The sequence below is a fragment of the Paenibacillus sp. JNUCC 35 genome (assembly GCF_058269095.1).
On sequence record NZ_CM177771.1, the window covers coordinates 3326519 to 3346856 of the forward strand.

Sequence of the window (20338 nt, forward strand, 5' to 3'; positions counted from 1 at the left end):
AAAAGGAGAACCGGGAACATGAACGCGGGTCATGCTTCTTTTATGATTTTTTTGTAAAGGTGCGTAAAAAAAGCCAGTGTTCTCAGTGGAACAGGCTGGCAGTATGATATCTCCGCTTCATTATAAATGCGGCAGCGCCGCGTCATGACGCCAGTCTTACCACAAGTATACCGGCCAAGGCCAGAAGCATGCCGCACGCTTCTCTTCCGGAGATGTTTTCTTTGAGGTAGAACTGCGCGTACAGCAGAACCAGCACGACGTTCATCGCACTGATGGCGGATACGATCCCCGTCACGCCTCCCCGGAATGCGGGGATGATGAACAGCATCCCGGCCAGGTTCGTGATGCCCACGGTCATCCCCCAAAGCACGGTCCGTTTCATCGACCACGCAGGAGATGCCGGATTGTCCGTGCCGCCCGTGGCAGGGTGCGACCGGCGATCGTCTTCGCTGCCGGGAAGACTCTTGTCCCCGTCGGAGTGCCGGGAAATCCGGGCGTGCTGCGCATCGGGGCCGTAACCGGTCTCCCGGTCGTGCAGGCTCTCGTGCGGCGAACCGACCGCCGTGATTTTCTGCCCCGTCTTCGCCGGAACCTTCAGCCTGGACAACAGGTACATGCATGCGAACAGGATCGTGCCTGTCCCGTACATGACGGTTAATACAGGCAAAGTATTCGCTGCCGATAAGGTCGCCTGTTTGGACGATAAATCCGTAAAGCCGAAGAACAGCATCGTCAGCAGCCCCCACTGGATTCCTTGCAGCTGACCCAGCTTCAGATCATGCGAATATCGGATGACGAGCAGGCCGAGAATGACGATGCAAAAACCGGCCAGCTGCACGATGCCGAGCGCTTCTCCCCACAGGAAATAGGCAAGAGTCGCCACAACCACCGGCGGCAGACCCGTAAACAGCGCGATCAGAGAGGCTCGGCCGACCGAATAGCCTTTATACATCGACGCGTTCGCAATAAAGGAGAAAAGCCCCATTGGAACCCCGAGCCACACACCATAGCTCCATGCCTGGTTAACAAACAAATTAACGGCAAACGAGATCAGGGCGCCGGACAAATAAACGCCGAATAGCAGCACATTCCGGTCGGTGCGCCGCTGGGAAGTCCATTGGTACAAAATTCCGCGTAGCCCGAATGAGACCGCGGCAAGTGAAGCATACATAAACCACATTGTTTGTTTCCTCCGCTCCATACAATCAACCATGTTGTAATGCCTATCATCTTTATAGACATAATAGCCTTTCATACCGCCGGCTGTATACCCGGTCCCGGGCAAGCTTTTTCTGCTCACTGCAGTTTCCGGGTTACGCCGGCACTTGATTTCCGCAGGATGCCGGCCGATCTTTTATGCAAATGTTTCATTAGCTGGGCCCGCATTTCGTTATCTTGCGGTTTCATTCCGGAACCGGTACGCAACTGTCCTTCCGGAGGTATACTGTTTTGGGATAGCCCAAAACGCTGTACCCCGTTATTAACCGAGAGAAAGGATCATCTGTCATGAAAAATCATTCCGTTGATTTTGTCCTGCACCGGACTTTTTTGCAGGCCCGGACAAAAGGTTCGCTTATCCCGACATCGTCGGAACCGGTCCGTACAAACACTGCCATACACGCCATCTTCGCAGCCAATGTAAGCGGCGGCTTATGTACCGGAGGAGGGGCCCGTCATGCCGGATAATATAGCGGATCGTATCGCCGGACTGGACTGGGATTCGATCCGGCAGTCCTTGGACGAGCACGGATATGCGAAACTCCCTCCTATGCTCGAATCCTCGCAGTGCGAGGAGCTTATCGGCGGCTACGGGGAGGAGCGGCTTTACCGCAGCACGATCAATATGGCCCGGTATCGTTTCGGGCTCGGCGAGTACAAATACTACCGCGCTCCCCTTCCGGATGTGATTCAGGAGATGCGCGAAGCGTTTTATCCGCCGCTGGCGGACATCGCAAACTCCTGGCTGAAGCGGCTGAACCAAGAGACCCTGTACCCGGACTCGTTATCCGGGTTCTTGGAACAGTGCCGCCGGGAGGATCAAACACGCCCTACCCCGCTCATCCTGAAGTATGAAGCCGGAGGCTACAACTGCCTGCATCAGGATGTATACGGAAGCGTGTTCTTCCCCTTCCAGGTCGTATTTGCGCTGAATCAGAAAGAGCAGGATTACACGGGCGGAGAATTTCTGCTGGTGGAACAGCGGCCTCGCGCGCAGAGCAGAGGACATGTCCTTACGCTGGAGCGCGGCGAGGGGCTGATTTTCCCGACGACCCATCGTCCGGTGTCCGGCTCCCGGGGGGACTACAAGACTACGCTCCGGCATGGCGTAAGCACTGTAACGACGGGCATACGCTACAGTCTGGGACTTGTTTTTCACGATGCCGAGTAACAGCCTTGTCTTTTCCGGGCCTATAAGTCCGACTCATGCAGAAATCCCGTCATTGAGGTATACTGGATATATCTACATAGAGGAAGGACTGAACGATGCGCAGATATCAATACTTTAACCCGCCGAAAATTAACGAAACTGGAGGTAAAGCTATTGATGAAAGACAAGATGGAATCGGAAAGACTGTTACTGCGGACCTTGACGGAAGCGGATGCCCCCCGTCTCTTCGAGATCTGGTCTTCTCCCGATGTAACGAAATTTATGGATATCGCCCCGTTTACGGAGGTTAAACAGGCAGCGGATATGATCGCCTTTCTGAACGGACTGGCCCTGGAAAACAAGGCGGTCCGCTATGCGGTCATCGAGAAGGAATCGGATGCCATTATAGGTTCCTGCGGGTTCAATGAACTCGATTCCGGACAACGCAGAGCGGAAATCGGTTACGATCTGGACTCTGCTTACTGGGGAAAAGGCTACGCGCCCGAGGCGATCGGATGCCTGCTTGCTTACGCGTTCGGCGAGCTTGGAATGAACCTCATCGAAGCCAAAGTCGAGCCTGAAAACGTCAATTCGATTAAAGTTTTGCGGAAGCTGCGTTTTACTTTCGCAGGCACGCTCAGCAGCGGGGAAGACGCCGATTCCGGCCCTTCTTCACCGCCTTTAAACCTGTATACGAGAAGCCGGGAAGACTGACTCGCACCGGCCCGATCACACAGCAAAGGCTGCCGCACATCCGCGGCAGCCTTTTTGGCGCTTTTTCGCCTGACTCGCGTATCTTGGAGCATTCCAGCAGTCTAAATTAGCACTTGTGCGCTATGCGGCGGCTAGTTCACGGCTAATCCACGACCAGTTCGGGCTTGTTAGCGGGATTCTCCCGGCTGTTAAACTGGATCGTACGGTCCTGATCGGACACTCCTTCCACGATCAGCGTGACGATGCCGTCGGAGAGCTGGTCCTTGACGAAAGACGTGACATCCAGTTCATAGTACGTCAGCGTCCCGCCGACCTGGATGGTGGACAAGGCACCGGTGGCGGCGGCAGGCGCGTTGTTCCAGGTTAGCCCCGTCTCCGTCCAGCCGTCTGCGGCCGCTCCCGACACTTTGACTTGGACGTTCGAAGCGTCCTGCGTGTTGCCGCCGAACAGGCGGAGCTTGGCAGAAGTCACGGCGGTCAGACCGCTGACGTCGAATTTGAGGTAAGCCTTCCGGGTGTAGCCTGCCGCTGCGGCTGCCGTCGCCACAATAAGCGCCGACACGACGATGATTCGGGCGATCCGATTATTCTTTCCGCCCGTTTTTAGTCCGGGCGTGTTTTTTTTTGCCCATTCGACTCCCTCCTTTCAAGGTTCAGCTTTGTTTTTCCCTATCTTAAGAAAGACCGGGCCGATTTGCCAGGAACTTCGTTGACTTTTTGATCCGAAAATGTGAACAATTTTGACTTTTTTCCCTACATAATCCCATAATTCGGCAAAATAACCTCTCCTATATAGCCCAGTTGAGTCATGTTAATTTTCACATTCATGGATATAATTGGTTTACGGAAATTCCGTATATACAAAAGAGGAGGAAGAAAGACATTCATGAAAACACGTAAATATCATTTGTGGGTGGGATTGATCGCTTCGATTTTTATTTTTGTGGAAGCGCTAACAGGAATCCTTCTGGTCCACACGAGCACCATGGGTTTCAACAAGCAGGTTCAGACGTACGAAGCTCCCGCAGCTTCAAACTCCGGTCAGCAGACTTTAAATGTGGCCGAAGCCGTTTTAAAGGCGAGCCAATCAGGCGCTTTCGATCTCTCGGAGGCCCGGCTCGTCATGAACCATACGCTGGGAGACGGCCATCACGGACAAGCGGGCGATTACAAAGTCCGACTGCGTGACGACGATCAGACCCTGTACGTCATTGATCTGTACGGAAACGTGATCCGCAAAGAAGTAAACGCTACCAACAATTTTGTCAGGGATCTCCACTTCGGTGAACTGTACGGCAAAGATATTACCTGGTTCGTCGATATCGCGGCCATTTCCATTATGTTCCTGACCGCCACCGGCGTCGTGCTTTCCATCCGTGTTCTGAAAGCGGGGTCGATACGCAAAAGCAAGCGCAAAAAGGCGGAAGCCGCAGGCTAGATCTGAACTTTGGAGGAGGTATGGATAATGTCTACGATTCTCGATACGATCGGCAACTCCCCTCTTATACGGTTAAACCGTCTTGTCGAGTCGGCGGATTCGGAAATTTATTTGAAAATGGAGCGGACCAATCCCGGCGGAAGTATCAAGGACCGTCCCGCGCTTTACATTATCGAAGAGGCGGAAAGAAGGGGCTGGCTGAAACCCGGCGGCACGCTTATCGAATCGTCATCGGGCAATTTCGGCATCTCGCTGGCCATGATCGGCGCAGCCAAAGGGTATCGCGTCATCGTGCTGGTGGACCCGAAAACGACTCCCGTCAATCTGGCCATGATGAAAGCGTACGGAGCGGAGGTGATCGTGGTCACCGAACAGGACGACAGCGGGTCTTATCACAAAACCCGGATCGCGCTGGCCAACAAGCTGCACCGGGAAATTCCCGGCTCGTTCCGGCCGGATCAGTGCTTTAACCCGTGGAACGGGGAAGCCCATTATGTCCAGACGGCGAAAGAGCTGATGGATCAAAGCGATCACCGGATTGATGCCGTTATCGTCACCGTCAGCACAGGCGGTCAGATCGGCGGCCTCTCGCGTTACATCAAGGAGTACGCCCCGCATGTGAAAGTGATTGCGGTCGATGCGGTCGGTTCGACCATTTTCGGCGGCAAGGCGCATGCCTATCTTCTGCCCGGCATGGGGCTGAGCTGGACGCCGACCAATGTGGACGATTTGCAGCGCATCGACGAAATTTACAAAGTGCCGGACGAGGATGCGTTCCTCATGTGCCGTATGCTTGCCAAGCACGAAGGCATACTGGGCGGAGGCTCGACGGGAGCGGGGATGGTCGCCGCCTGGAAACTGGCGCAGCTCATGGGAAGGGGCAAACGGATCGTTTGCGTCGCCTCCGACAACGGGGAACGATACCTGCCGACCATCTATAATGACGATTGGCTGCAGGAACGCGGAATTTTGACGGATATCGGACTTCAGGAAATGAAGGTACGCGTCCGCGAGCTGCCTCCCTACAGCAGAAATCCCGCCGAAACGGCCAACTACAAACCCGAGCTGGCCGAACAGCTCGATTCCCCCAGCCGCCTGATCTCAAGGGAGCTGTTCCGGCATGGATAATCCGTATTCCTTCCGCTCTCTTCAAGTGTATGCGGTTACAATACTGTTTTACTGCATTGTCTACATGGTGCTGATGATTCTTCCCTTCTATGCCATCACGGCCGGTGCCGGCGAAATGGAAATCGGTCTTATCATGGGGACGACGATGTTCGCCTCCATGATCTGCAGACCCATTGCCGGAACCGTTATCGACCGGTACGGGACCCGGAAAGTATTTGTGCTTGCGCTGCTTCTTTTCACCGTTTCTTTAGCGGGCTATTTCATTCCGAATCTGTGGCTTTTCGGTTTGGTCCGGGCGGTTCAAGGCATCGTAGCCGCATTCTTTTCCACGGCCATGGAGATTATCACGATGGACCTGCTTTCCGAAAAAATGAGAGCGCAGGGCTTGTCCCTTTATTCTCTGGCGACCATGATTCCCTCGACATTCGGGCCTACCATCGCACTGCTTCTGAAAGACTGGCTGCCGATGATTTGGATTTTCGGTTCGTTATTTATGATGAGTATGGGAATATTCCTATTCGGTCTATCTCTTTCCAGGCAAATGAAGTCGTCAGCCGCTGCGCCCCCGGCAGAAATTCCGGATGATCCGGCAGCCAGTCCTCTTTCCCGGAAAGGCGTATGGAAAAGCCGGACCCTGCTTCTCTCCTCCGCCGTTATGCTTCTCGCCTCGGTCGCCAACGGCGCCATTTTCACCTTTCTGCCCTTGTATCTGGAGAAACAAGGTCTGAAATTTGCCGAGCTTTATTTCCTCATTCAGACACTTGTGCTGGTCTTGACGCGGTTTGCGGGCCGGAAGTATATTCCTTCCGACGGGAGCTTTCCGGGCCGGATTCTGTTCCCCTCGCTCGCTTTGGCAAGCCTCGGCTCGCTGATTCTGGGAATCAGCCTGTCACCCGCCGCGCTGGCGGCTGCGGCTGTTTTTAACGGCATCGCGTTCGCTCTGCTGTACCCGGCGCTGCTGACCTACGTGTCTTTCTCCGTTCCGCATTTTGCGCGGGGGATGCTGATCGGTCTTTTTATCGGGGCCGCCGATCTCGGATTTTCGCTGGGAGCTTTAGCCATGGGACCTGTTGCTTCTTCCTTCTCGTTTCCGGTCATGTTTATTACGGGAGGCGCGCTTTGTTTGCTTGCAGGATTTGCGGGCTTAGGATTTCGCGCGCGGCAAACGGAAAACGGAAAGGAGAGGACGGCAGCCGGATTGTAAACTCCGCTGTTATTGCGGCTCCGGCTTGTTGCGTACGACAAAACCCGGAAATTGTCTAGTTTATTCCTCTCCGCCTCGTCGATAAAGACCGGAATATCGTCGACGTGGAGCATATGCTCTTTTTATTACGAGTCAGTTCATGCCCCGCGAAGAAGGGGACCGTCCGCAAGATGTGCCGGATGGCTCAGGAAATTTCGCATTTATCGGGCAATATACCGAAATACCCGACGATGACAAAAAGATTCCCGGGATGTACCGCGGGAACCGTCATGCGAAGGTCCTCTTCGATCCGGTGGTGACGATGGTCAAATAGCTTGTCCCGAGAAGCTCCCGCCGGAACGGCGGGGGCTTTTCGGGGCGCCCGCTACATTTCCCCGCCCCCGCTGACAGACAGGTAAGTGCCCGTCAAATAAGAGCTGTCTTCGCTGGCGTAAAAAGCGATCGCCCGGGCGATATCCTCCGGCCGGCCGATTCTTCCGAGCGGCAAATACGCCGCCTGCTGCTGTTTAAACGCATCCGGTATCGACGCGGTCGCATCCGTGTCCACCATACCGGGCGAAACGATATTGGCGGTAATCCCGGCGCCGCCGAACTCCCGAGCGATATACCGGACAAAGCTGTTTAAGGCTCCCTTGGAGGTGCCGTGCGATATGAACAGCCGAGCCGCATGATTGCCAAGTGCGCTGGACACATAAACGAGCTTCCCGGACTTCTGCTTTTTCATAAAAGGCAGTACGGCCTTGGTCGAAACGAAAGCGGCTTGAAGCTCGTCGTTCGTCTTCTGGATAAACTCCTCCCAGGACATATCTTCGAAGGACTTCTGAACAAAATGAACGAAGTGTCTCTGCATGCATCCGTATTCTTCTCGCTAGTCAGGGAATGCAGCTCCTTCTCAAAAAAGAAGAAACCAGCTCCGCATAGAAGCTGATTACTTGGTCTATTTCATTCGGTTTTTTTGTTTAAGTTTTCCAGACTCTTGAACTCATACCCCTGCTTTTTTGCTTCATCAATAATTTTGTCCAAGGCATCCGTATTGTCCTTTGAAATGGAGTGCAGCAGAATGACCGCGCCGGGATGAAGCTGGGCAATGACTTTATCGTAGGCATATTTCCAGCCCTTCTGATCTTTGACGTCCCAGTCTTTATAAGCAACCGACCAAAATACGTTAGTGTACCCGTGTTGTTTGCTTACCTCTAACACCCGGTCGCTGAAAATTCCGCGGGGCGGACGCATGAAAGACATCGTTTGCCCCCCCGTCAGATTGGCGACGGCATCTTTGACCCGGTCCAGTTCGGTCTTTATTTTCTCGTCGGAAATTCGGGACATGTCCGGATGACTCCAGGAATGGTTGCCGATAAGATGACCTTCGGCCGTCATTCGTTTAACCAATTCAGGCTTATCCTCGACAAAATGACCGGTTACGAAAAAAGCTGCGGGCACCTGCTTCGCTTTTAATACATCGAGTATTTTGGGCGTACATCCGTTTTCATACCCGTTATCGAAAGTTAGATAAAGTTCTTTTTTGGCGGTATCCCCAAGAAAAACCGCTTCATGTTTCTCCAAAATACTCTTGAATCCTTCTTCATCAATGGAGGCCGGCTTCCCTTGTTTGCTCTTTTTGAATCCGAAGTGATACGTCTTATTCCCCCCATCGGCTGCCAAGGTATCTAATGGAAAAACCGTGATGAAAATTGTCAATAAAGCAAAAACGATCGTAACCCTTTTCATGATTCGCCTCCGTTTTCATAACTTTGATGCATTGGTAATATGTCTCTAATCGGAGAGATTCATGCGATTCCGTTCTTTGGAAATTTGTGGATTGTAAAAATAAAAAGTTCCGCAGGGTGACGGATATTTCCTTTTCTATGAATGATTCTGGATATTTTTCGTATTTTACTTATTCGAAAAAGTATCTCCGTCCTCTATTCTTCCCGATTGATAGCCTTTGCTGAACCAGGATTTTCTTTGTTCCGATGTGCCGTGCGTAAAGCTTTCGGGAACCACGTAGCCGCGCGCTCTTTTCTGAATCGTATCATCCCCGACCGCACTGGCGGCCGTTAACGCTTCCTCCAGATCCCCTTCTTCAAGCACATCCATCCCTTTGGCATGATGCGCCCAGACGCCGGCGAAATAATCGGCCTGCAGCTCAAAACGGACCAGATATTTATTGAATTCCGCTTCACTCATCTTTTGGCGCAGCGGCATAATCTTATCGGATGTCCCGAGCAGTGTCTGCACATGATGTCCGACTTCATGAGCGATTACGTAGGCCATGGCAAAGTCCCCCGGCGCTTTAAACTCCTGCTTAAGCTCGTTATAGAAGCTTAGATCGATGTATAGCTTGCGGTCACCCGGGCAATAAAACGGTCCCGTTGACGAACCGGCCGTTCCGCAGGCGGATTGCACCTGGTCCGTGTACAGAACAAGCGTCGGCTTCTCATAAACGAGGCCCCGCTCCTTAAACTGGGCGGTCCACACGTCTTCCGTGTCGGCCAGGACAACAGAGACAAACTGGGAAAGCTCCTTCTCCTGCTGCGTTTCCTCGTACGGCGCGTTTGACCCGGAGCCTGCACCTGTCAGATCACTCAGCAGATCGCCGGGATTTCCCCCAAGCAAAGTCATGAGGAGCACGATAATGATCCCGCCGATCCCGCCTCCGACTAGCGTTTTGCCGCCGACTCCCCTCCGGTCTTCCACGTTTGAACTTCCTCTTCTTCCCTGCCACTTCATCGCTTGTCCTCCCCCTGGTGTATAGAAACAAGTCCGTCAGAATGAATGATTTTATATGGTAATATACCCGATCTGCACAGTCAGAAACTTTGTAAAAGTACGCCGCAGGATTAGCCATCCAATCCTTTCCAGGCAAACAAAAAGAACCGCGCATACCGCGGCTCTTTCAGAAGAAATTCTGTTTCCTTTATTTCCCGAATCGGCACCTTACCCCTGAGCAGCCGCACTCTCATCCATATAGATGAACTCCCAATGATGTCCGTCTATATCCCGGAAGCTCCACGTGTACATAAAGCCATGGTCCACTTTATCATTCATCGGACTCCCCCCCGCTTCCAGCGCCTTGTTTACAATCTCGTCCACCTGCTCTTTGCTGTCCGCAGATAATGCCACAATGACTTCGGCACTTTTTCCCGTATCGACAATCTCCTTATTCGTAAACGTTTTGAAGAAATCTTCAACCAGAAGCATCACAAAAATGCTATCACTGACAACCATGCAGGTTGCATTCTCGTCTGTAAATTGGGCATTGAATTCATAGCCGAGCGCCGTGAAAAATTGTACCGATTTGTCCAAATTTTTAACCGGTAAATTCACAAAAATTTTATCCGCTTTAGTTGCCATTAAGAAATACCTCCACGTCATCTATTGTGTTTTTCCGAAAAATTCTTCCGGTTGCTTTAATTGTAGCATGGGCTTCACGGAAGCATTTCTCTTAAATTGCGCTTTTAGTTAGTGAAGTTATGTATAGCAGGTTCTGTGTGGTAACTTGGTTTAGCGATATGTTGCTGTCTCATTCATTTATACGTACATACGTTCACTTTAGAGGTATAATGGATAGGTAAAAGGAGGTGTTTCCAGCTATGTCAGAACGGTTTCGGAAAGCGACAAACTTGGATAGTCCCTCAGCCGATAAATGGCAGGCCATTATCAGTAATGATTCTTCTTACGACGGCATCTTTTTTTACGGAGTGAAAACAACCGGCATTTTTTGCCGTCCCTCCTGCAAATCCAAAGAACCGAAACGGGAAAATACCTGCATATTCCAAGATGCCGAACAAGCCCTGCAGGCCCAATTTCGTCCGTGCAAAAGATGCAAACCGACCGGCAGACGCCTCCCTGAAGACGACTGGATCGAACAAATCGCCCATTATGCGGACAACCACTACAAACAACCGCTGACGCTCAGAACCTTCTCGGAAATTTGCCACGGCAGTCCTTATCATCTACAGCGTACGTTCAAGCGAATTAAAGGAATAACTCCGCTGGAATACCTTCAGCACATTCGCATCGAGAATGCCAAAAGTCTGCTCGGGAATTCACAGCTATCGGTGTCCGACATCGGATCTAAAGTCGGTATTCCGAACACCTCCTATTTCATTACGCTGTTTAAAAAGAAAACCGGTTATACACCCGCAGGTTACCGGCAGTCCCAAAGCTTAAGCCGGACGATAGAAAGCTAAGTACCATCAGCGGAAACAGATGCAACCCATCGTTATAAATCAAGTCGGAAGCAATCAGAGGAACGGAGCGACTATGAAACTGGAATACCGGAATAAAACGCCTAAAACACTGCTGAATAAAGGAACGGGGTTTCTTGCCGGCTATACCCATTCATTAAATCCTTACACCGGCTGTTCCTTCGGCTGTTCATATTGTTATGTAAGAAAAATGCCTGTCTCCACTTTCCGCGGAGCCGAATGGGGAACCTGGGTGGATGTCAAGAAAGAAGCGGCCGAACTTTTCCGCAAAGAGCTTCGCCGAGCGAAAAGTAAAGGTCCCGTCACGATCTTTATGTCCTCCAGCACGGATCCTTATCAGCCGATTGAATACAAAGAAGAAGTCACCCGGTCGCTGCTCGAAGTGATGACCGAAGATCCACCCGATTTTGTGCTGCTCCAAACAAGGAGCCCTTTAGTAGAGCGGGACATGGATCTGCTGCTTCAATTGAAAAACCGGGTCCGTGTCAGCATGACGGTAGAAACGGACTTGGACGAGATAAGAAAGCGGTTCTCCCCGGCGGCGCCGCCTATACAAGCACGCTTAAAGACTCTTCAAGCGTTAAAAGCCGCCGGAGTACCCGCACAAGCTGCGATTGCTCCTCTCCTGCCAAGCAGTGAGGCATTTCCGGACCTGTTAAAATCGGTTGTGAACCGGGTTTGCGTTGACGATTATTTTATGGGGGACGGCAGCGGCGGAAGACGTACGCGGAGTTTGAACATGGAAACCGTCTATAAGGAGTTAGGACTGGAAGATTGGTATCATCCTCATGCTTGTCAGCGTATGGTAGAACGCTTGAAGAGAGTGTTTACCGAGAATCAGATCTTTATAAGCCAGAAAGGTTTCGAACCTTAGGATCCAAATCCGGCCGCTGAATGCAAATAGTTAATGAAGGCAAAAATCCGCGGGAATGCGGATTTTTGCTTTTTTTGTCATAGAGGAGATTTGTCGGGGGAGCAAAAAGGCTACTGCAAGTCGCTATCGTAACTGGCTAGCGGCGGCTTGATTTACTGGGATTCCCTGCAAGCCGAGAGGTCGGACGTGATCATCCAAGTGATGCCGTATTTATCCTCCAGCTGTCCGAATAAGGCGCCCCAGAAAGCCGGCTCCAGAGGTTGATTAACTTTACCGTCCTTCGACAGATTGTTAAAAGCCGAGTGAGCTTCTTCTTCGGTAGCGAATTCAAGACAGAGACTTAACACATTTCCCGGTATCAACGCTTCAAACATCGAATCCGACATGAGAAAAGTAACGCCGGCCGCAACAAAGCTCAGGTTGATGACTTTGTCTTTTAGCTCTTCTTCCTTCGCGCCCGGAACCTGACCGTACGTGGTCACGGACGTAATCTCGCCTCCCAGCGCCTGTATGTAAAATTCAGCTTGAGCCCGCGCATCCTCGGAAAAAATATACGTCGTATGCTTAGCCATGCATCAACATCCTCTCAAAAGGTATATGTGGTTCCTGTACATATCGTAACACCGATTAAAAGCCGACGTTTCTTATAAATTGCGGTAATGCGGCGGAAAACTCTCCGGTTAGGTGCTGCCTGGTGAACTTGCTCGCCTGAGGAAATTATTCATGAGGACCGGCAGAGAGATCAAAATCGGTGGATCGTCATAGCGCGGAACGTGCAGGGTTATGAGCTGCTGCGGTACGGGAATTCCCGGTTCAACGACGATCGGTTCCCTCGAACGGGTGCGCAGCGTCGCTTCCGGCAAAAGAAAGTCAACCGCTTTCGTCCCCCAGGAGACCGAGGTTGCCATCAGGTAATAGGTGCCCGGCTTAACGCCCGGAATACAGAAGCTTCCGAGCGAGGAGAGCAGTGTGCCGTACAGCGGCAGCCCTTCCGGAATCGGTTTGGCGAACAGTCCGATCAGAATGACGCCCTCGAACGGTATCGTGGCTTGAACGATTCCTTCGATATTTCCGAAGGGCAGTGCAGCTGTTTCGGGCATCGACCAGCCATCCAGCTTCTTAAGGGAGTGAAAGTGACTGTCGGCTAAAAATGCGGAATTCCGGAATTCCGAAGGGGTCATTCCGACTTTTTCGGTGAATCTTGTTGTGAAGGTGCCCAGGCTTTGCTGTCCGATTTCAAGGCCGATGTCACGGATGCTCAAATTTGTGCGCAGCAGCAGGTCTTTGGCTTTCTGAAGACGAAGCGAAGAAACGTAGTATTGAGGAGTAAGTCCGATTTTTGATTTGAAAAGTCTTGTAAAGTGATAAGGGCTGTAGGCGGCGTAAGAGGCCAATTGATTAAGCGAGAGTGGCTCGTAAATGTTCCTCTGAATGTACAAAATAACCTCATCAATTTCGGAATACCGGTCAGTCAAACGATTCACCTTCCTTGTATTCTTTGCCCATTCATTTTACCACATTCTTCCTGGGATTTGTACGAACAAAACATTAAGAATCGAATGTTTGTTCCCTTTTTTGATTATAAAAAAAGCCCTGCCTCAGCAATTGCTTGGCAGGACTTTTTCTGAACGGCAGGGAACCCGGCCGGGACGGTTAGAACACTTTCGTCGTCCAGGATTCGCAGTTCCAAGTCTCCGTAACAACTTCACGATAAAATTCAGGTTCATGGGAAATGAGCAGGATGCTGCCTTTGTAAGCTTTGAGCGCGCGGGCTAATTCTTCCTTCGCATCCACGTCCAAGTGGTTGGTCGGCTCGTCGAATACAAGCAGGTTGGTTTCGTTGTTGATCAGCTTGCAGAGACGAACTTTGGCTTTCTCTCCGCCGCTTAGCACTGTGATTTTGCTCTCGATATGCTTGGTCGTCAAACCGCATTTCGCCAGAGCGGCCCGCACTTCAAACTGAGTGTAGGAAGGAAATTCTTTCCAGATCTCTTCGATACACGTGTTGTAGTTGGCGTCTTTCATTTCCTGTTCGAAGTAGCCGATGCTCAGGTTTTCCCCAAGCTGCACGGACCCGGATAAAGCGGGAATCTCGCCTAGAATGCTGCGCAAGAGCGTCGTTTTACCGATTCCGTTCGCACCGACCAGAGCGATCTTCTGCCCTCTTTCCATGCGGAGATTGAGCGGTCTGGACAACGGCTCTTCATACCCGATGACAAGATCTTTCGTTTCGAAAATCAGTTTACCTGGCGTTCTGCCCTCTTTGAAGTTAAACTGCGGTTTCGGTTTCTCTTTGGCCAGTTCGATAACGTCCATTTTGTCGAGTTTCTTTTGCCGGGACATGGCCATATTCCGAGTGGCGACGCTCGCTTTGTTGCGGGCCACGAAGTCTTTCAGATCCGCGATTTCCTGCTGCTGGCGTTTATAAGCCGATTCCAGCTGCTGTTTTTTCATTTCATAAACTTGCTTGAAGTGATCGTAGTCGCCTACGTAGCGGTTTAATTCCTGGTTTTCCATATGATAAATCAGGTTAATGACGCTGTTCAGGAACGGAATGTCGTGCGAAATCAGAATAAAGGCATTCTCGTACTCCTGCAGGTAGCGCTTCAGCCATTCGATATGCTGCTCGTCCAGATAGTTGGTAGGCTCGTCGAGGAGAAGGATATCCGGCTTCTCCAGAAGCAGCTTCGCCAGCAGGACCTTCGTCCGCTGACCGCCGCTGAGGTCATTGACGTCCTTGTCCAGCCCGATATCCGTAAGGCCGAGGCCGCGGGCGGTTTCTTCGATTTTGGCGTCGATCATATAAAAATCCTGATTGGTCAGCGTATCCTGGATCGTGCCGACGTCTTCGAGCAGCTGCTCCAGTTCTTCCGGAGTGACATCCGCCATTTTCTCGTACATGCCGTTCATTTCCTGTTCCATGTCGAACAGATATTGAAAAGCTCCTTTAAGCACATCGCGGATGGTCATGCCTTTGCTGAGAACCGCATGTTGATCCAAATACCCGACCCGCATCCGTTTCGACCATTCCACTTTGCCGTCATCCGGCTGGAGCTTGCCCGTAATAATGTTCATGAAGGTAGACTTACCTTCTCCGTTGGCACCGATGAGTCCGATATGCTCGCCTTTCAGGAGGCGGAAAGATACGTCGTTAAAGATCGCGCGGTCTCCAAAACCGTGGCTCAGTCGTTCTACGTTTAATATGCTCATGAATAGACACCTTTTCTTATAAACTTTTTACTCGCTTTATTATAAGCGTTACGGGGTGGACAACTCAATGCACGATTGAAAAAAAGCCGTTTTCTTTCAAAGTTTTACGTATCGGCGGATTCTTTAAAAATAAGGCTAAAGTAGGAGATGGAATTTATTGACAGGCAAAAATCGCGCATGCTAGAATTTTGGTAAATGTTGGTACGGATTTTGGTTCTATCATTCTCCCTCTTCCTTTCTCCGGATGTTATGGCAACACGGCAGTTTATACCCGACTGATAAAGTCTTCCGATATGAAGCGTTTTTCGCTTACATATAAACCGCCTGCGCGGTAATTTTATGGAGAAGGTGAGGAAGAAACACATGTTGAAGAAATGGTTTTTGTCTCTCGCTATCGCAGGCTCGGCCCTATTAAGCGGGCTAGCCGGACAAGCGGAAGCGTCCGCGTCGGTACAACCTGCAGCAACGCCGCCTGTCGTAAAGGGAGGGGAATTAACCTCTCCGGCCGATTTCAAGTCCCAGCGCGATGCTCTGCCGGAATCCCGCAAGCCTCTTGAATCTCCTCTGTCGCTGGATAAAGCGGCTCGGGGTCAGGGATTATCCGTGAACGTGAATGCCGCACTCAACAACAATCCGAACAATGCGGTACAAGTCGTAACGGGAGCTGTTTATGCGGATAAAATTACGGAAGCGGGCGGACAGCGGTGGTACGTCTTCCAAACGAACTCTCCGGGCAAACTGACCGCATATCTTCAAACGATTCCTTCCGCCTCCATTGATTACGATCTTCACTTATTCCGATATGACCCGGCAACGAGCAGTTTGGTGGAGCAGGAGACTTCCTCCTACGGTCCTCAATCCAATGAGCAAATCAGCCGGATAGCACCCGCAGGTATTTACTTCCTGGCGGTTTCGGCCTACACGGGATTCGATGCCAATACGTCTTATTACTTTACGGTTGTAGAATCGGCATCCTACGATGCGGCTGAGCCGGACGATAACATCTGGCATGCCCAGCAGAAAACCGATTCGTTTACGGTCAGCGGCCAGACGATCGACAACAGCCTGGACGCCGATTGGATCAAATATACAGTTACCGCCGCAAAATCTTTCCATATCAAACTGGCCAACAGCGCACCGGGCACAACCTATCAGCTGCAGATTTTCAACCAGAATTTAGGATCGCTCGGTACAGTGGACCAGAATAAAGATGTGGACGGCTCCCTGACCCCCGGCACCTATTATCTGCGGGTTGTATCCCTGAATTCGTTTAATGCTTCCGTTCCGTATTCACTTACTTTCAGCGAATACAAAGCACCGACTTCGGTCGAAATCGTAAGCATCCAATCCGAAAAGAATGTCGACGCCGGAAAACGGATCGATTATGGGGAAGGCAATAAATGGAGGATCCAGAATTACATGACCGTGACCGGTCTCGCCAAAGACGCTTCGGGAGCACCTGCTTTCAATGCTCCGATTACCGTCTATATACAAACCAAGCTTAACAACAAAATTTATAGCGGATCGGGTACGACGAGCAGCAACGGAACCTTCAGCGTAACGATCAACGGAATACAGCCTGCCATCGGACAAAATTTGTTCTACGGCTACGCTTCAACCCACTATTACGATATTATCCCTCTTCTCGTATATTCCGGCGGAACACAGCTGAACGCCAACGATAATTCGCTTTATCATTTCGCATATTCGATTTACAGCCCTCATTGACTATTTCGCACGTAAAAAAGAGCCCGACCTCGTCGGGCTCTTCTGCATGCTCCCTAAAAAGGAGGCAGCTGATCCAGATTATTCGACTTAACTCCGTCGGGCTCGCTGCGGAGAATATCCCGGCCGTACCGGTGAAACACGTCCACATGGGCCAAGGCGCCGGACTTGGCTTCATTCAAGGCGGAGACATAGTCGAGCTCGCGTCCGGAAGACGTTTTAACGGCAATAATGTCCCCGTCCCCGTTTTTGCGGACCGCCACGATCGATTCCAAACCGTCCGAAGCCGCGGCTTCCGTCTGCTCCTGAACGGCCTGCAGCTCTCCCTGCTGCTTGTAATTCTCGTAAATCGCTTCGAAATCGGTATTCGCCGGTCCTTCATTCATCGGAATCACCTCGGTTATAGCATGCCTGTTTTTACTTACTTTTATAAAAGGCGGCGGACTGAATCATCCAACGGATAGGTATGCTTTATTTTTATTCATCAGAGCGTGAATCGTATCGGAAACAGTTTTCTCGCGAGGCGTCCAAATGATCGGACCGATTTCCTTCTCATACTTCCTTATTCTTCCGGAAAAAGCAGGCTGTGCTGACATACGGTTTGCAGATCTCTCCATGTCCGGTTAACCGGACTGTCTTCCATAGCCGCCGACAAACCCAGCAGCGAAAACAGCTCAAACGTACCGGTCAGCACGCTCCGTATGGCACTCAGGCACTGTTCGGATACCTGCTTCTCGTCAGCCTCGGACATGCTTCCGTGCAGGACAAGCTCGTCCCATGAGCGCGTTATTGCCGAATAGAAAGCGGATTCGGTCCTGCTCAGAAGAGCCTCCTGCTCTTCCAGCTTCCTCTGAACGTTCGCTTTCCGCTCCTTCACGCGGATATAGTCGCGGGCCGCTTCAGCGAAATGAGCGGCGATGCCTAGGGCAACCGCGGCAAAAGAAGCCTGGGCAAACGGGATAAACGGGTACCGGTAGATAAGCTCGTCTCCGTAGGCGTGCACTTCCGTGAAGAGAAACGTCATTCTGTCCGGGACGAACTGGTCCGCAACGGAAACGCTGTGGCTTCCCGTCCCCTTGAGGCCGAATGTATTCCAGTCCCAGTGAATACGGACTTGATCCGGCGTGAAAATAAACGAACGGATTTCTGCGCTCTCTACCTGCTCCAAACCATCCTGCGCTTCAACCACACAGTTTGCGGTAAACATCGTGGCATGAGCGGCCCCGCTGCAGTATTTCCAGCGGCCGCTCACCAGATAGCCGCCTTCGACCCGCTTGGCTGTACCGGTTGGCGCGCCGCTGCCCGCAACGACGGCTTTCTCGCCGGCGAACAAGGCGGTGCCGACTTCCGGCTTCATTAAGGAAGCGAAAAAACCGCCGCCCGCTCCGATGGTCACCAGCCAGCCGAAACTTCCGTCTGCCCGCGAGCATTCCCGGAAAATCCGGAGAGCGTCCGGAAGAGAAGTCATGCGGCCGTTCAAATCGTCGGGGACGAACAGTTTAAACCATCTGTTTTGATAAATGAGGTTAAGCAGTTCTTCGGTAAGAGCTCCCTCCGACTCCATGCCTGGCGATTGTTCTCTGATCCGCTGTACTTCCTCTAGGGTGAATATCATAGATACCGCTTCCTTTTGTATGTTTTTGAATGGACTTTTTTGGTTTTTAAGCTCTATGTATTTTAACACGGGATGGCGCATCGTTCACGGCGATTTGCTGACGGCCGCTTTTATAAGACCTGTAAAGAATGGCTATAAAGGAAACTCTCCCTCGGAAGGCGGCAGCGGCTGTGATAAAGTAATTGTATCTTGGCAGAGGAGGCGTTACGTGTGGTGGATTTTATCCGGGTCAGATCTTTGCACATCTAAGGATGGCGTCAAAGACTCTGTGTGTTGTGTGCAGAGGACTACGGGATAGGTCTGTCATTTTACAGGTAACCCTCGACGGTTAAACGAAGAGGTTCATCCATAGACCCTATATATCCGCAGGGCAGGAAATCCGCGCGATTTCTGTGCCCGGTCCTCTTGTATCTTCAGCACGGGAAATATTCTTGTGCTGTTTTTATTTTTGTATCGAGAGGATGATTAGTTTGGAACGACAAAAACAAAAAGCGATACTTATCGGGATTCATCCGGGTAACCGTACGGATTTCGGCTATTTTATGGAGGAGCTCGCTAATCTGGCCGCCGCGGCCGGGATCGAAGAAGCCGGCATGCTGACCCAAAAGCTGGCCCGCAGCAATCCTTCCCACTATATCGGGAAAGGGAAAATCGAAGAGCTGCTGGAACTCATCGAAACGCACGGTGCCGATCTCGTCATCTGCAACGACGAACTCACCCCTTCCCAGCTCCGCAATCTGGAAGCCGCCTTGAACCGGACCGTGATGGACCGGACGGCCTTGATTCTCGCGATTTTCGCGGAGAGAGCCCGTACCAGAGAAGCCCAGCTTCAAGTCGAGGTTGCCCGGCTCCACTATATGCTCCCCCGCCTGGTCGGTTTGCGCGAGTCGCTCGGACGGCAGGGCGGCGGCTCGGGGCTTAAGAACAGAGGCGCCGGGGAAACGAAGCTGGAGCTGGACCGGCGCAGAATCGAAGAGCGGATCGTCATGCTTCAAAAGGAGCTGGATCAGCTCGTCAGCCATCGCCAAACTCAGCGCAAGAAACGCCGCAAGACCGAAGTTCCCGTCGTCTGTCTCGTCGGCTATACGAATGCGGGCAAATCCAGTCTGATGAACGCCATGATGGAGGCGCACAATCCCGGCCCCGGCAAGCAGGTTATGGCGGAAGACCGGCTGTTCGCCACGCTGGAGACATCGGTGCGCAGCATTCGGCTGCAGGACAGCAGATCGTTCCTGCTGACCGACACGGTCGGATTTGTCAGCCAGCTTCCCCACCATCTCGTTAAAGCGTTCCGCTCCACGCTGGAAGAAGTTGCGGAAGCGGATTTGCTGCTTCACGTCGTCGACAGTTCCAGCCCGGTGTATGAGCGGCAGATGGCGGTAACGGAGGAAACGCTCAAGGAGCTTGGAGCCGATCATATCCCCAAGCTGTTCGTGTACAACAAGGCGGACCTGTCCTCTCTTGAGTTTCCTTCCGCGGATAACGGCAATGTCGTGATTTCCGCCAAACTAAGAGCCGGAATATCCGAATTGACGGAGCAGATCCGGGAGCGTATCTTCCGGCACGAGGTTCAGTGCGAGCTGCTCGTTCCTTACGACCAGAGCCATGTGGCCGCTTATTTCAATGAATTCGCCCGCGTCCGGTCTATCCGCTACGAGGCGGACGGCGCACGGTTTACCGTGGAATGTCCGGAATCCGTTCTGGAACGCTACCGCGGTTCCTACATTCCGCTTTCGGAAGGCCAGGCTTACCCGGGCCATTAAAACGATTGCTTTTAGCAGGTTCGACTGTCGAAACGAACGAAATAAGATACCCCTCGTTGTCCGCCTGACGCGGCAGCGGCGGGTATCT

21 protein-coding genes are annotated in these 20338 nt (G+C 51.8%); 10 read left to right on the plus strand and 11 right to left on the minus strand.

Annotated features, from left to right (window positions below):
- Nucleotides 1-142: 142 nt before the first annotated feature.
- Nucleotides 143-1180, minus strand: coding sequence for an EamA family transporter (locus AC2TF6_RS15085; RefSeq protein WP_491307438.1), 1038 nt, complete (start codon nt 1178-1180; stop codon nt 143-145).
- Between the two features lie 495 nt (nt 1181-1675).
- On the opposite strand from AC2TF6_RS15085, the gene AC2TF6_RS15090 reads away from it, so the two are divergent.
- Nucleotides 1676-2389, plus strand: a complete 714-nt coding sequence (locus AC2TF6_RS15090) for a 2OG-Fe(II) oxygenase (RefSeq protein ID WP_491307439.1) — start codon at nt 1676-1678, stop codon at nt 2387-2389.
- A gap of 156 nt (nt 2390-2545) precedes the next feature.
- Nucleotides 2546-3082 carry a GNAT family N-acetyltransferase gene (locus AC2TF6_RS15095; protein ID WP_491311663.1) on the plus strand — a complete coding sequence of 179 codons (537 nt, stop codon included), beginning with the start codon at nt 2546-2548 and terminating at the stop codon, nt 3080-3082.
- A gap of 142 nt (nt 3083-3224) precedes the next feature.
- Here the strand turns inward: AC2TF6_RS15095 and AC2TF6_RS15100 are convergent, their stop codons facing one another.
- Nucleotides 3225-3644: a CBM96 family carbohydrate-binding protein gene (locus AC2TF6_RS15100; RefSeq protein WP_491307440.1), complete on the minus strand. Its 420-nt coding sequence runs from the start codon at nt 3642-3644 to the stop codon at nt 3225-3227.
- Nucleotides 3645-3968: 324 nt separating this feature from the next.
- Here AC2TF6_RS15100 and AC2TF6_RS15105 point away from each other — a divergent pair, with 324 nt between their 5' ends.
- The 4 genes from AC2TF6_RS15105 (at nt 3969) to AC2TF6_RS15120 (ending at nt 7165) form a co-directional block, all read left to right on the plus strand.
- Complete coding sequence (locus AC2TF6_RS15105; protein WP_491307441.1) at nt 3969-4520, plus strand: PepSY-associated TM helix domain-containing protein; 552 nt, start codon at nt 3969-3971, stop codon at nt 4518-4520.
- Nucleotides 4521-4547: 27 nt separating this feature from the next.
- On the plus strand, nt 4548-5648 hold the full coding sequence (locus tag AC2TF6_RS15110) for a PLP-dependent cysteine synthase family protein (protein WP_491307442.1): 1101 nt from the start codon (nt 4548-4550) through the stop codon (nt 5646-5648).
- Nucleotides 5641-6852: a staphylopine family metallophore export MFS transporter CntE gene (gene cntE, locus AC2TF6_RS15115; protein ID WP_491307443.1), complete on the plus strand. Its 1212-nt coding sequence runs from the start codon at nt 5641-5643 to the stop codon at nt 6850-6852. The genes AC2TF6_RS15110 and cntE overlap by 8 nt, the downstream gene beginning before the upstream one ends.
- A 139-nt stretch (nt 6853-6991) precedes the next feature.
- Nucleotides 6992-7165 carry an oleate hydratase gene (locus AC2TF6_RS15120; RefSeq protein WP_491307444.1) on the plus strand — a complete coding sequence of 58 codons (174 nt, stop codon included), beginning with the start codon at nt 6992-6994 and terminating at the stop codon, nt 7163-7165.
- 51 nt (nt 7166-7216) lie between these two features.
- Here AC2TF6_RS15120 and AC2TF6_RS15125 read toward each other — a convergent pair whose 3' ends face one another.
- The 4 genes from AC2TF6_RS15125 to AC2TF6_RS15140 form a co-directional block, all read right to left on the minus strand.
- Nucleotides 7217-7702: an SDR family NAD(P)-dependent oxidoreductase gene (locus AC2TF6_RS15125; protein WP_491307445.1), complete on the minus strand. Its 486-nt coding sequence runs from the start codon at nt 7700-7702 to the stop codon at nt 7217-7219.
- A gap of 92 nt (nt 7703-7794) precedes the next feature.
- Nucleotides 7795-8580 (minus strand): delta-lactam-biosynthetic de-N-acetylase, encoded by a 786-nt coding sequence (gene pdaA / locus AC2TF6_RS15130; RefSeq protein WP_491307446.1) that lies wholly within the window; start codon nt 8578-8580, stop codon nt 7795-7797.
- A gap of 165 nt (nt 8581-8745) precedes the next feature.
- Nucleotides 8746-9582, minus strand: coding sequence for a KPN_02809 family neutral zinc metallopeptidase (gene ypfJ, locus AC2TF6_RS15135; protein WP_369996334.1), 837 nt, complete (start codon nt 9580-9582; stop codon nt 8746-8748).
- 207 nt (nt 9583-9789) lie between these two features.
- Nucleotides 9790-10206 (minus strand): VOC family protein, encoded by a 417-nt coding sequence (locus tag AC2TF6_RS15140; protein WP_491307447.1) that lies wholly within the window; start codon nt 10204-10206, stop codon nt 9790-9792.
- Nucleotides 10207-10445: 239 nt separating this feature from the next.
- Between AC2TF6_RS15140 and AC2TF6_RS15145 the strand changes: the two genes are divergently transcribed.
- Both AC2TF6_RS15145 and AC2TF6_RS15150 read left to right on the plus strand, forming a co-directional pair.
- A complete protein-coding gene (locus AC2TF6_RS15145) occupies nt 10446-11045 on the plus strand; it encodes a bifunctional transcriptional activator/DNA repair enzyme AdaA (protein WP_491307448.1) in 600 nt (199 codons plus the stop codon).
- 73 nt (nt 11046-11118) lie between these two features.
- Complete coding sequence (locus AC2TF6_RS15150) at nt 11119-11937, plus strand: SPL family radical SAM protein (RefSeq protein WP_491307449.1); 819 nt, start codon at nt 11119-11121, stop codon at nt 11935-11937.
- Nucleotides 11938-12089: 152 nt separating this feature from the next.
- Here AC2TF6_RS15150 and AC2TF6_RS15155 read toward each other — a convergent pair whose 3' ends face one another.
- The 3 genes from AC2TF6_RS15155 to AC2TF6_RS15165 form a co-directional block, all read right to left on the minus strand.
- Complete coding sequence (locus AC2TF6_RS15155) at nt 12090-12509, minus strand: VOC family protein (protein ID WP_491307450.1); 420 nt, start codon at nt 12507-12509, stop codon at nt 12090-12092.
- A gap of 108 nt (nt 12510-12617) precedes the next feature.
- Entirely contained in the window at nt 12618-13412 is a 795-nt protein-coding gene (locus tag AC2TF6_RS15160; RefSeq protein ID WP_491307451.1) for a helix-turn-helix transcriptional regulator, read from the minus strand.
- Nucleotides 13413-13590: 178 nt separating this feature from the next.
- The gene (locus AC2TF6_RS15165; RefSeq protein ID WP_218230290.1) at nt 13591-15147 is read right to left on the minus strand and encodes an ABC-F family ATP-binding cassette domain-containing protein; all 1557 of its coding nucleotides are present in this window, start codon (nt 15145-15147) and stop codon (nt 13591-13593) included.
- 363 nt (nt 15148-15510) lie between these two features.
- Here AC2TF6_RS15165 and AC2TF6_RS15170 point away from each other — a divergent pair, with 363 nt between their 5' ends.
- Complete coding sequence (locus AC2TF6_RS15170; RefSeq protein ID WP_491307452.1) at nt 15511-16875, plus strand: Ig-like domain-containing protein; 1365 nt, start codon at nt 15511-15513, stop codon at nt 16873-16875.
- A gap of 53 nt (nt 16876-16928) precedes the next feature.
- Here AC2TF6_RS15170 and AC2TF6_RS15175 read toward each other — a convergent pair whose 3' ends face one another.
- Together AC2TF6_RS15175 and AC2TF6_RS15180 are read right to left on the minus strand one after the other, a co-directional pair.
- The gene (locus AC2TF6_RS15175) at nt 16929-17258 is read right to left on the minus strand and encodes a DUF3892 domain-containing protein (RefSeq protein WP_491307453.1); all 330 of its coding nucleotides are present in this window, start codon (nt 17256-17258) and stop codon (nt 16929-16931) included.
- A gap of 176 nt (nt 17259-17434) precedes the next feature.
- Nucleotides 17435-18487 (minus strand): acyl-CoA dehydrogenase family protein, encoded by a 1053-nt coding sequence (locus AC2TF6_RS15180; RefSeq protein ID WP_491307454.1) that lies wholly within the window; start codon nt 18485-18487, stop codon nt 17435-17437.
- Between the two features lie 470 nt (nt 18488-18957).
- Between AC2TF6_RS15180 and hflX the strand changes: the two genes are divergently transcribed.
- Complete coding sequence (gene hflX / locus AC2TF6_RS15185; protein ID WP_491307455.1) at nt 18958-20250, plus strand: GTPase HflX; 1293 nt, start codon at nt 18958-18960, stop codon at nt 20248-20250.
- Nucleotides 20251-20338: the final 88 nt, after the last annotated feature.

Bases quoted from the DNA above. Each gene is read 5' to 3' on its own strand.
- AC2TF6_RS15085 (WP_491307438.1), bottom strand. From the start codon at position 1,180: ATGTGGTTTATGTATGCTTCACTTGCCGCGGTCTCATTCGGGCTACGC.
- AC2TF6_RS15090 (WP_491307439.1), top strand. From the start codon at position 1,676: ATGCCGGATAATATAGCGGATCGTATCGCCGGACTGGACTGGGATTCG.
- AC2TF6_RS15095 (WP_491311663.1), top strand. From the start codon at position 2,546: ATGAAAGACAAGATGGAATCGGAAAGACTGTTACTGCGGACCTTGACG.
- AC2TF6_RS15105 (WP_491307441.1), top strand. From the start codon at position 3,969: ATGAAAACACGTAAATATCATTTGTGGGTGGGATTGATCGCTTCGATT.
- AC2TF6_RS15110 (WP_491307442.1), top strand. From the start codon at position 4,548: ATGTCTACGATTCTCGATACGATCGGCAACTCCCCTCTTATACGGTTA.
- cntE (WP_491307443.1), top strand. From the start codon at position 5,641: ATGGATAATCCGTATTCCTTCCGCTCTCTTCAAGTGTATGCGGTTACA.
- AC2TF6_RS15120 (WP_491307444.1), top strand. From the start codon at position 6,992: ATGCCCCGCGAAGAAGGGGACCGTCCGCAAGATGTGCCGGATGGCTCA.
- AC2TF6_RS15125 (WP_491307445.1), bottom strand. From the start codon at position 7,702: ATGCAGAGACACTTCGTTCATTTTGTTCAGAAGTCCTTCGAAGATATG.
- pdaA (WP_491307446.1), bottom strand. From the start codon at position 8,580: ATGAAAAGGGTTACGATCGTTTTTGCTTTATTGACAATTTTCATCACG.
- ypfJ (WP_369996334.1), bottom strand. From the start codon at position 9,582: ATGAAGTGGCAGGGAAGAAGAGGAAGTTCAAACGTGGAAGACCGGAGG.
- AC2TF6_RS15140 (WP_491307447.1), bottom strand. From the start codon at position 10,206: ATGGCAACTAAAGCGGATAAAATTTTTGTGAATTTACCGGTTAAAAAT.
- AC2TF6_RS15145 (WP_491307448.1), top strand. From the start codon at position 10,446: ATGTCAGAACGGTTTCGGAAAGCGACAAACTTGGATAGTCCCTCAGCC.
- AC2TF6_RS15150 (WP_491307449.1), top strand. From the start codon at position 11,119: ATGAAACTGGAATACCGGAATAAAACGCCTAAAACACTGCTGAATAAA.
- AC2TF6_RS15155 (WP_491307450.1), bottom strand. From the start codon at position 12,509: ATGGCTAAGCATACGACGTATATTTTTTCCGAGGATGCGCGGGCTCAA.
- AC2TF6_RS15165 (WP_218230290.1), bottom strand. From the start codon at position 15,147: ATGAGCATATTAAACGTAGAACGACTGAGCCACGGTTTTGGAGACCGC.
- AC2TF6_RS15170 (WP_491307452.1), top strand. From the start codon at position 15,511: ATGTTGAAGAAATGGTTTTTGTCTCTCGCTATCGCAGGCTCGGCCCTA.
- AC2TF6_RS15175 (WP_491307453.1), bottom strand. From the start codon at position 17,258: ATGAATGAAGGACCGGCGAATACCGATTTCGAAGCGATTTACGAGAAT.
- AC2TF6_RS15180 (WP_491307454.1), bottom strand. From the start codon at position 18,487: ATGATATTCACCCTAGAGGAAGTACAGCGGATCAGAGAACAATCGCCA.